Origin of the sequence: uncultured Clostridium sp., assembly GCF_934754925.1 — a bacterium.
Classification (GTDB): domain Bacteria; phylum Bacillota; class Clostridia; order Clostridiales; family Clostridiaceae; genus Clostridium.
The window spans coordinates 16972-27161 of the sequence record NZ_CAKVJA010000036.1; the positions used below are offsets into that span (position 1 = coordinate 16972).

Annotated in this window: 10 protein-coding genes and 1 pseudogene; 10 read left to right on the forward strand and 1 reads right to left on the reverse strand. The window is 28.0% G+C overall.

What is annotated here, in order from left to right; genetic code table 11:
* Positions 1-253: 253 nt before the first annotated feature.
* The 9 genes from Q0G30_RS10870 (at position 254) to Q0G30_RS10910 (ending at position 9605) form a co-directional block, all read left to right on the forward strand.
* On the forward strand, positions 254-1273 hold the full coding sequence (locus Q0G30_RS10870) for a D-alanyl-D-alanine carboxypeptidase family protein (protein WP_294389765.1): 1020 nt from the start codon (positions 254-256) through the stop codon (positions 1271-1273).
* Between the two features lie 126 nt (positions 1274-1399).
* Complete coding sequence (locus Q0G30_RS10875) at positions 1400-2005, forward strand: NUDIX hydrolase (RefSeq protein ID WP_294389739.1); 606 nt, start codon at positions 1400-1402, stop codon at positions 2003-2005.
* 209 nt (positions 2006-2214) lie between these two features.
* Positions 2215-3561, forward strand: coding sequence for an APC family permease (locus Q0G30_RS10880; protein ID WP_294389742.1), 1347 nt, complete (start codon positions 2215-2217; stop codon positions 3559-3561).
* Between the two features lie 225 nt (positions 3562-3786).
* Positions 3787-4779, forward strand: a complete 993-nt coding sequence (locus Q0G30_RS10885) for a sulfide/dihydroorotate dehydrogenase-like FAD/NAD-binding protein (protein WP_294389745.1) — start codon at positions 3787-3789, stop codon at positions 4777-4779.
* Entirely contained in the window at positions 4776-6053 is a 1278-nt protein-coding gene (locus Q0G30_RS10890) for an FAD-dependent oxidoreductase (protein WP_294389747.1), read from the forward strand. Before Q0G30_RS10885 ends, Q0G30_RS10890 begins: the two co-directional genes overlap by 4 nt.
* A 246-nt stretch (positions 6054-6299) precedes the next feature.
* Positions 6300-7745: a ComEC/Rec2 family competence protein gene (locus Q0G30_RS10895; protein ID WP_294389752.1), complete on the forward strand. Its 1446-nt coding sequence runs from the start codon at positions 6300-6302 to the stop codon at positions 7743-7745.
* Positions 7746-7784: 39 nt separating this feature from the next.
* Positions 7785-8081 (forward strand): ABC transporter permease, encoded by a 297-nt coding sequence (locus tag Q0G30_RS10900; RefSeq protein ID WP_294389753.1) that lies wholly within the window; start codon positions 7785-7787, stop codon positions 8079-8081.
* 350 nt (positions 8082-8431) lie between these two features.
* Positions 8432-8890 carry a hypothetical protein gene (locus Q0G30_RS10905; protein WP_294389756.1) on the forward strand — a complete coding sequence of 153 codons (459 nt, stop codon included), beginning with the start codon at positions 8432-8434 and terminating at the stop codon, positions 8888-8890.
* On the forward strand, positions 8880-9605 hold the full coding sequence (locus Q0G30_RS10910; protein WP_195468827.1) for a hypothetical protein: 726 nt from the start codon (positions 8880-8882) through the stop codon (positions 9603-9605). Before Q0G30_RS10905 ends, Q0G30_RS10910 begins: the two co-directional genes overlap by 11 nt.
* A 30-nt stretch (positions 9606-9635) precedes the next feature.
* On the opposite strand, the gene Q0G30_RS14430 is transcribed toward Q0G30_RS10910, so the two are convergent.
* Positions 9636-9842 carry a helix-turn-helix transcriptional regulator gene (locus Q0G30_RS14430; RefSeq protein ID WP_195468828.1) on the reverse strand — a complete coding sequence of 69 codons (207 nt, stop codon included), beginning with the start codon at positions 9840-9842 and terminating at the stop codon, positions 9636-9638.
* A 16-nt stretch (positions 9843-9858) separates the two neighbouring features.
* On the opposite strand from Q0G30_RS14430, the pseudogene Q0G30_RS10915 reads away from it, so the two are divergent.
* Positions 9859-10179, forward strand: a pseudogene (locus Q0G30_RS10915) (FAD-dependent oxidoreductase); the annotation flags it as partial.
* Positions 10180-10190 lie beyond the last annotated feature (11 nt).

The window sequence follows — 10190 nt, forward strand, 5'->3', positions numbered from 1 at the left end:
CATAAAAATAAAATATAAGTCATAAAAATTTATTATTTAGGTTTAAAATTTTTATAAATGAAAATACTACATGTGTAAGGAGAAAATAGGAGTGATACTAATGATGAAATATAAAATTATGGGAATAACTTTGAGTCTATTTTTAATAATTTCCCAATTATTAAGTAATTCTGTATATGCTCAATGCTTTGAAGATGAAGAAGATGATAATAACATAGCAATACTTGAAGATAATGAAATAGATGATGTAGATATGAATAATATAATAAATAGTATTAGAGTCTCAGCAAGAAATGCAATAGCATTAGATAGCAAAACAAAGCAAGTTTTGTTTGAACAAAATGCTGACGAAATAGTACCAATGGCCAGCACAACAAAAATCCTTACAGCTTTAGTTGCAATAACGCATGGAGACTTAGAAAGAGAAGTTACCATAAGTAAAAATGCAGCATCTATTAGAGGATCAAAAGTAGGATATGTAGCAGGAGAAAAAATAAAATTAAGAGAGTTACTATATGGATTAATGTATAAATCAGGTAATGATGCAGCAATAGCAATTGCTGAAGATATAGGAGGAAGTATTGAGGGATTTGCAAAGATAATGAATGATTATGCTATTAGCTTAGGATTAATAAATTCACACTTTGAAAGTCCACATGGTTTAGATAGTCCTAAACATTATACATGTGCATATGATTTAGCTCTTTTAACTACAAAAGCAATGGAAAATGATTTGTTTTGCCAAATTTGTGGAACAAAAACTATAACTAAAGATACTTCTAATTTTACAAGGGATTATAATAATATAAATAAAATTTTATATAAAATTCCTGAAGCAAATGGAGTTAAAACAGGATATACAGGTCAAGCAGGAAAATGTTTAGTATCTTCAATAAAACATGAAGGAAGGAATATAATTATAGTTGTTTTAAATTGTAGCGATAGATGGAATGTTACAGAGAAGATATATAAGTATGTTACAGATAATTATTGTTTTAAAAGTGATAATATAAATGATATTACAAAATCATCAGAGTTCATAAGCTTAGGAAGTATTATTGAAGATTGTGATTTTGAATATGGATTTAAAGGTGAAGGCTCTATAGAATTAGAGGTTTTTAATACAATAAATAAAAATTCAGGAGATATAATAGGTAAAGTTGCATTAAACCATCAGGGAGAAGAATTATTGAAAAAAGCACTGATTTGTGGAAAAGATGTATCCCAAAATGAATTTAATGAGGTTATTAATGAAAGAAGCACTAATTATTAGTGCTTTTTTCTTTAAATGTATAAATTTATGTTATAAAATATAATATATAAGCTATAAGGACAAAAAAGCTTTTAGAGTAGTATTATAAAAATATTAATATAGGATAAAATGGAGGATAATATTAGAATGAAAAATAAAGTAAAAAATTTAGAAACATTAGCACAAACTAAATTTTTAAGCCTTTATAATGCAAATTATACTAATAAAGGTGGAAATAAAAAAACATGGACTATTGCTACTAGAAAAAGTAAAGAAGCATTAGAGGAACAATTCTTTAATGGAAAAGAAGACAAAGTTGATGCAGTTGTGATATTAGCATATCATAAAGATGAAAAGAAATTAGTTGCAATAAAACAATTTAGAATACCTTTAAATAATTATGTGTATGAATTACCAGCTGGTTTAATAGATAACAATGATGATATTATATCAACAGTAAAAAGAGAGTTAAAGGAAGAAACAGGATTAGATTTAGAAGAAGTTATAGAAGATAAAATTGGACAAAAATTATACTTATCACCAGGTATGACAGATGAATCAGTTTCTTTAGTTTATTGTACATGTTCAGGAAAAATATCCGATGAAAATTTAGAAGAAGATGAAGATATAGAAACAATATTATTATCTAAAGAAGATGCTATTAAAATATTAAATAGTAGTGAAAGATGTGATATAAAATTCTTTATGGCACTACAAAGTTTTGTGCAAATGGGAGAAGAGATTTTTAGATAATGTCAATGATAGTTTGTTAAAAATTATCTTAAAAAAGCAATAAAATAAAAAAAAATACAATGTAATATTTACTAAAGTATAATTTCATGATATATTAATAAAAACTTAGCAGATAATAGAAAGATTAACCTTTATTTTCAATTAAGTAAAAGGAAAGTCTAATTTTTAATCTTAAGAAAAAATTATGAAAGAACATTGGGGGGAAAAGAATGAAAAAAAATGAATATGGATTATTTACAGCCATAACTATGATAGTTGGAATAGTTATAGGATCTGGAATATTCTTTAAAAGTGACAATATACTAGTGGCCACAGGGGGAAGTATTGCTCTAGGAGTATTAGTATTCTGTATAGCGGCTATTGCAATAATATTTGGAAGTTTAACAATATCACAACTTGCTTCTAGAAGTTCACAATCAGGTGGATTAATAGCATATGCTGAAGAAAATTATAATAAATCATTAGCATGTGCATTTGGATGGTTCCAAACATTTTTATATTTCCCTACTCTAATAGCAGTTGTTTCTTGGGTTGCAGGAATATACATATGTATGTTATTTGGAGTGGAAGGTACATTAGAAGTACAAATGTTAATAGGATTTGCTGTTATGGCATTCTTATTTGTAATGAATACTTTATCTGCAAAGTTAGGTGGATTATTCCAAAATGCATCTACTATTATAAAATTAATACCATTAGCTTTAATTGCAATTGCAGGTTTAATTTTTGGTGATGTAAGTAATATCTCATTAAGCCATGTGACATCAATGCAATCAGTAGGTTGGATTGCTGCTATAGCACCAATTGCTTTTTCATTTGATGGATGGGTAGTTGCTACATCTATAGGTCATGAAATAAAAGATTCAAAAAGAAATTTACCAAAGGCTTTAATAATAGCACCTATATTTATTTTAATTGTGTACGTATTATACTTTGTTGGAATAAGCATTTACATAGGACCAGAAACAATTATGGCTCTTGGTGATGCTCACGTTGATTTAGCAGCTACTAACTTATTAGGTCCATGGGGAGCTAAAATAGTAGTAGTATTTGTAGTAATATCTATAATAGGAACAATTAATGGATTAACTTTAGGGATGATAAGATTACCACATTCTTTAGCAGAAAGAAATATGTTCCCTAATTCAGAGTTTGTTTCTAAAGTAAATGAAAAAGTACTAATGCCTGTAAATTCTGCTTTAGTTGCATTTACAATATGTACAGTATGGTTTGTTGTTCATTATATAACAACTAAGTTTGGAGTTCTTCCAAATTCTGATATATCAGAAATATCAATTACAATGAGTTACACTTTATATATTATTTTATACTTCAAGGTATTCCAATTAGGAAGAAGTGGAGAAATAAAAGGAATTTGGAATTCTATAATAAATCCAGCACTAGCTATAATAGGATCATTAATAATTCTATTTGGTAGTATGGGGAACCAGTTATTCTGGGTATATGCAGGATTCTGCTTATTAGTAATAATATCTGCAGTAGTATTCTGGAAAAGTAAAGAAAGAGTAATTGCTGGAAATTTAATTGAAGATTAAAATATAGGTCTTAAACACATCATATATAGATAGGAAACTATTTTATATATGATGTGTTTTTTATATTTCTAAAGTATATTTATTTTCTATATAAGTTGTTATTAAATATAGTAATTTTGATCATTAAAAAATAGTAGAATATTTTATATATTGGGCGACTTATAGTAACAAAAAGAAATTTTTGAAATAATCTATATAGTGTATAGTATTACTTTAGGAGTCTAAATGTTTAAGGAGACAATTGATTGTATAGATGCAGGAACTGAGTTTTGCCCATGTCATTTAGCTGAAAGCGGTGAATGTATTCTTTGTTCACAATTGCAAGGAAGTCATTTTTGTGATTGTTTAAATTGGAAGGGAGTATGTATATATCAAGAACTCCATGACAATGGAAATAAGGCAAAGGAACAAAGAAAAACTTATACTTGTAAAGTATGTGAAAAAGTATTATATCCAGATGATGTATTATTAATTAAATTTGAAGCGCCACATAAGCTTGTAATAGATTTAGCAAGACCTGGTAGCTTCATTTTTATCAGAAGCGAAGAAAATGTGTATTTTGATGTCCCTATTTCTATTTTAGAGTCAAATATTGAAACTAATATAATTTCAATAATGATAGAAGTAAGAGGAATTAAAACTAAGCAGTTATTAAATATAGAATCTGGAGGAAGTATAACAATAAGAGGTCCTTATTGGAACGGAGTATTTGGATTAAAAAACATAAGAAAACAAAAAAATAATGAGACTTTAGTTATTGCTAGAGGTATTGGTATGGCACCTATGATGCCGGTAATTGACAGGTTGGTGGAAAATGGTAATACAGTAACACTTATATTAGATAAGCAACCTTTTAGGGATATATATGTTTCGGAGTGGTTAGATAAATTAAATATAGTACCTCAGGAGATGAATTTGATAGAAAAAGGAGAGTTATCACCAGAGGGTAAGGTTGCTATAAAATCTATTGTCAAATATAATAATATATCTTTAATCCATATAGCTGGAGCAGATATATTAACTTATAGTGTTATTGATTTTTTAGATTCTTTAGATAGACAAGATATAGATTTATCATGTTGTAACAATTTTAAGATGTGTTGTGGTGAAGGTGTATGTGGAAGTTGTACAGCTAGATTTGCAGGTCATAGAGTAAAGAGATTTTGTAAAGTACAAGCTAGTCCAAGAGGTATTTTTGAGGGGAGGAGATTAATATGAAGGTAGTAGTTGTTGGTGGGGGCTGGTCAGGCTGTGCTGCTGCAATAACAGCAAAGAAAGCTGGAGCAGAAGTTCATTTATATGAAAAGACGGACCTTTTACTTGGGCTTGGTAATGTTGGCGGTATAATGAGGAATAATGGTCGTTATACTGCATCAGAAGAACTTATAGCTTTAGGTGGAGGAGATTTAATAAAATTAACAGATAAGTGTGCAAGGCATGCTAATATAGAATTCCCTGGTCATAAACATGCAACTCTTTATGATGTAAATATTATTGAAGGTGTAGTAAGGGATCATTTAAAATCATTAGGAATACATCTTCATTTAGAGAGTCGTGTTAAAGATGTTGATGTTGAAAATAAAAAAATAAGGGGAATATTATTAAGTGATGACACTTATGTTAAAGGTGATGTATTTATTGAAACAACGGGCTCAACAGGGCCTATGGGTAATTGTTTAAGATATGGTAATGGATGTTCTATGTGTATTTTACGTTGTCCTGCTTTTGGACCAAGATTAAGTATAAGTGCTAGGTGTGGAGTTTCTGATATTCAAGGTGAAAGAAATGGAGATGCACTTGGAGCATTTTCAGGATCTTGTAAGCTTGCAAAGGAAAGTTTATCTAAGGAAATTAGGGAGCAATTAGACAAAACAGGTGTTGTTGTTTTAAAGGTTCCTGCAGAGGATGTAAACTATGGTAAGCTTAGTACAAAGGTATGTCAACAATATGCACTTAAAGAGTTTGCAGAGAATATAGTTTTACTTGATACTGGTCATGCTAAGCTTATGACAACTTATTATCCACTTGAAAAGCTAAGAAAGATTCCAGGACTTGAATATGCTAAGTATGTTGATCCTTATGCAGGAAGTAAGGGTAACTCTATAAGGTATTTATCTGTGGCACCAAGGACGAATGATATGAGAGTTGTTGGTGTTGATAATCTTTTATGTGCTGGTGAAAAGGCTGGACTTTTTGTTGGTCATACTGAAGCTATATGTACAGGTAGTTTAGCAGGTCATAATGCTGTAAGATTAATGATGGGAATGCCATTATTGATTTTACCTTCTTCAATAGCAATAGGTGATTTAATTTCTTTTGCTAATGAAAAGGTTGAAACTAGAGAAGGTAGAAAGGATAGATATACTTTTGCAGGAGCTAGTTATTTTAAGAGGATGCAAGAGTTAGGACTTTATAGTGTTGATATTGATGAAATTAATGATAGGATTAAGAAGGTTAATTTAGATAATATATTTGAGCAAAAATTAGTATAGATAGGTTAAAACCTCAAGGAGCTATTATGGCAGACTTGGGGTTTTTATATTATTATCTTATATTATTTTAATTAATTTACATTGTAGCTTTCTACAAAATTAATACAATCTAATACTTTAATAGTGTGAAAACTAAGGAGAGTAAAATAAAGTATTAACGTTTTATCTTGAATATTACCCTGTATTTTACATATATTTATACAAAAAATATAATTAATAATTAATTAAATAAAGGGGGATTATCAAATGGTAAATAATAAGTTTAATTTACTTAGATTTATTATTGGAACAATTATACTGTTCTTTGCATTAGCTTTTACTACTTTAAGATTAGATTCACCATTATTATTCATAGCATCATTCGTAATTGCTCCAGTATGTGTCTGTTCTTTTAACAAGTATATAAATCTAAGACAAAGAAATTGCTATAAGGGATTAATAGCATTATTTGTTGTCACATTTATATTGATTGGAGTTAATCTAGTAAGTTGTGAGGATCAAGCAACAAATAAAAATGTAGTTGAAAAGAATGATGTAGTAGAAGAAACTGCAACTACAGTAATAAAGGAAGAAGAGTTTACTGAAGCAACTGTACATTTCATTAATACTGGTGATTCAGATTCAATATTAATTGTACAAGATGATAAGTCAGTTTTAATTGATGCTGGTGATAATGATGATGAATCATTAATAGTAAATTATCTAAATGATTTAGAAATAAAGAAAATAGATTATTTAGTAAATACTCATCCAGATTCAGATCACTGTGGGGGATTAGATTCAGTAATAAACAATTTTGAAATTGGAACATTTTTTATTGGTAATGGAAATGCGGATTCTCAAACATATACTGATGTAATTAATACTGCGGCTAATAGAGGTATTAATCCATCAGTGCCACTAGAAGAATCTAAGTTTGAATTAACAAATAGCAGTTATATTCAATTTTTTAATACAGCTGGTGGAAGTGATAGTAATGAAAGTTCATTAGTAACTTTATTTGTAAATGGAGAAGATAAATTTTTATTAACTGGAGATGCTGGAGCTGAAACAGAAAATAAAATTTTATTAAAGATGCAAGATGTTGATGTATTAAAAATAGGACATCATGGCTCTAACAATAGTACAACTCAAAGTTTTTTAGATAAAGTTAATCCGGAATATGCTGTAATTCTAACTGGAAAAAACAGTTATGGACATCCACATGCAGAGGTTTTATCTAAGCTAGAAAGTGCAAATATTGAAATTCATAGATCAGATGAATGTGGAGATATAATATTTAAATCAACAGGAGAAGGTGTTTTTACTGGATGTAAAGAAGGTAGTTACTTAGCAAATGATAAAGAGTCTAGAGAAGAGGCGGAAAGAAAAGCTGAAGAAGAAAGAATTGCTTCAGAAGCAAAAGCAGCTGAGGAGGCTAGGTTAGCTGAAGAAGCTAGATTAGCAGAGGAAGCTAGGTTAGCTGAAGAGTCAAGAGTTGCAGAGGAACAAAGAATAGCAGAACAGGAGAGGCTTGAACAAGAAGAAGCTGCACAGATACAAAACAATGTTAGTGAAATGGTTTGGATAACTGCAACAGGTAAAAAATATCATAGAACTAATAATTGTGGTAATACTAATCCAGCAAATGCAAGACAAATAACTTTAGAAGAAGCTCAAAAGAATTATGAGCCTTGTAAAAAGTGTTATTAGAATATAAGGAAAGTAGTAGTTGATAGAAGTATAATTTATATGAAAATATATAGTGATGCTAATGAAGATAAAGAAAAATATAATACTTTATCAAAGATAGGAGCTGATAAAAAAGATATAAGTAAGGTAATAAATAAAGAAGTAATGATGTTTTATATATTACCGTTTATTGTAGGAGGAATTCATAGTTTCTTTGCAATAAAAGTTCTAAGTGATTTTATGAGTGAAAATTTATTTAGTTTTTATTTAATAAGCCTTTTAGTTTGTATTTTAATTTTTGGATTATTAGCAGTTTTATCTATAAATAGTTTTAAAAAGATTATAAAGATTAGATAGAAAAATTAAATTTACTAATGAGAAATTTAAAAAGCTTAATTTAGATAATATTTTTGAACAAAAATTAGTATAGAAATAGATGCCCTAAATGGTTGTTATATACAATGATTTAGGGTTTTTATAAAAAGTTAATACTTTTAAATAATATACTCGTAAATGATGATAAAATTATAAAAAAATTCAACATTATGTTTGTGAATTAATCAAATTTAATAAAGTATAAAAAGATTATAAATATATGATTTTAAATGATATTAAAGCTTTATCATTCTTAATATTATTGTTATATTTGGGGTTGTAATAATAGTATATATATAATGATAAGTAAATAATACTTAGGAGGTATAATTTTGAAGTGGTATAATGTTGAAACAGTAGAACAATTAAAGAGTATTGGAAAATTTAGAGAGGTTTCTAAAATAGTTAAAAATGATTGTGGGAAGATAATAAATGTAAAATTGGGAAGTTGGAAGAATCTTTATAATAGTATTATTGAATTAAAACAATTAATACATGAATTTGAGGGAGAGATAAATGAAGGTAATATAAATAATAATTATAAGGATAATAAATATTTTATATCAAAAGCATCTGAATATATTTTTTATTTAGTTGAATTAGATGGTAAAGAAAGAATGGAGAAGCTTAAAGTTACTAGAAAACATTATTCAAATAAGAAAGTAGCAAAAGAATGGAGAGACAATATTGCTAAAGAGATTCATCCAGATGTATGTAAAATAAAGGATGCAGAAAAAGCAATAGCAAAATTGAATCAATTATATTCTGGTATGATAAGCAATGAAAAATAATGAAATAGTTCCATATAGTTATCCTATAAGAGATATAAATTTTATAATGCCAGATAAACCAAAGGAAGCTAGTGCAAAGGTAATAAAAGAATTACAAAACTCCTATAATAAATGTTGTTTTTTAGATGAAATTGGACAAGTTTGGTTTGAGGCTGAAAAGCTTCATTCCATTTTAAGAACTACAAAGATAAATGCCAAATTTTATATAGATAGAATCAGTGATGAAAGTAAGCTTTATTTTAATAATGAAGTTTATATATTAGGGTATGAAATTATTAAAATAATAGATAAATTTATTCAAGGTGAAGCAACAGGAAAAAGAACAATATATCTAAGATTTTCAGAAGCTATATATAAAGCAATAAGAGATACTCCAGAAGCTCAAGTATTAAGAACTAAGTATCAAATTACCCTTAAAGAAGAAAGAAAAAAACTTAAAAATAAAAGAATTAAAAAGTATAAAATTAAAAAGGATGAGTTAACAGATAATGCTTTAATTAAACATAGAGCAGAGTTTTCTCATATTAGGAGCTTTGCAATTTTTAAGGATATTGCAGATGACATTGAAAACGGTTTAATAGTTAATAAAAGTACTCATGAAATAATAACTAAAGAGGGAATTAATGATGAAGATGAATTATTAATATTATGTAAGGAAAAAGGATGGAAGACCGATTGGTATAATAAATTTAAGTGTTACTTTGAGTTAAATTAATCATTGTAAATTTCCAAAGACCAGTAATCATTATTCCTGGTCTTTAAAATATGTATAATTAACATTAAGAACTTCAGCTATTTCTTTTATAGTTTCTGTTTTGGGGATTCGATTTCCTTGTTCCCAATTACATAAACTAGTAAAGATCCTATTCAACAAATTAGCAAATTCATGTTGATTTAGATTTCTCTGAAGTCTAAGATATCTTAATTTTTGAGCAAATGTATCTAATTCCATATCTTGTAGTATAATAGCAGGTGAAAAGGCTGGACTTTTTGTTGGTCATACTGAAGCTATATGTACAGGTAGCTTAGCAGGTCATAATGCTGTAAGGCTAATGATGGGAATGCCACTATTGATTTTACCTTCTTCTATAGCTATAGGTGATTTGATTTCTTTTGCTAATGAAAAGGCTGAAACTAGGGAGGGCAGAAAGGATAGGTATACTTTTGCTGGAGCTAGTTATTTTAAGAGAATGCAAGAGTTAGGTCTTTATACCACTGATAAGGATGAAATTAATGATAGGATTAAGAAGGTTAATTTAGATAATATATTTGAGCAAAAATTAGTATAGATAGGTTAAAA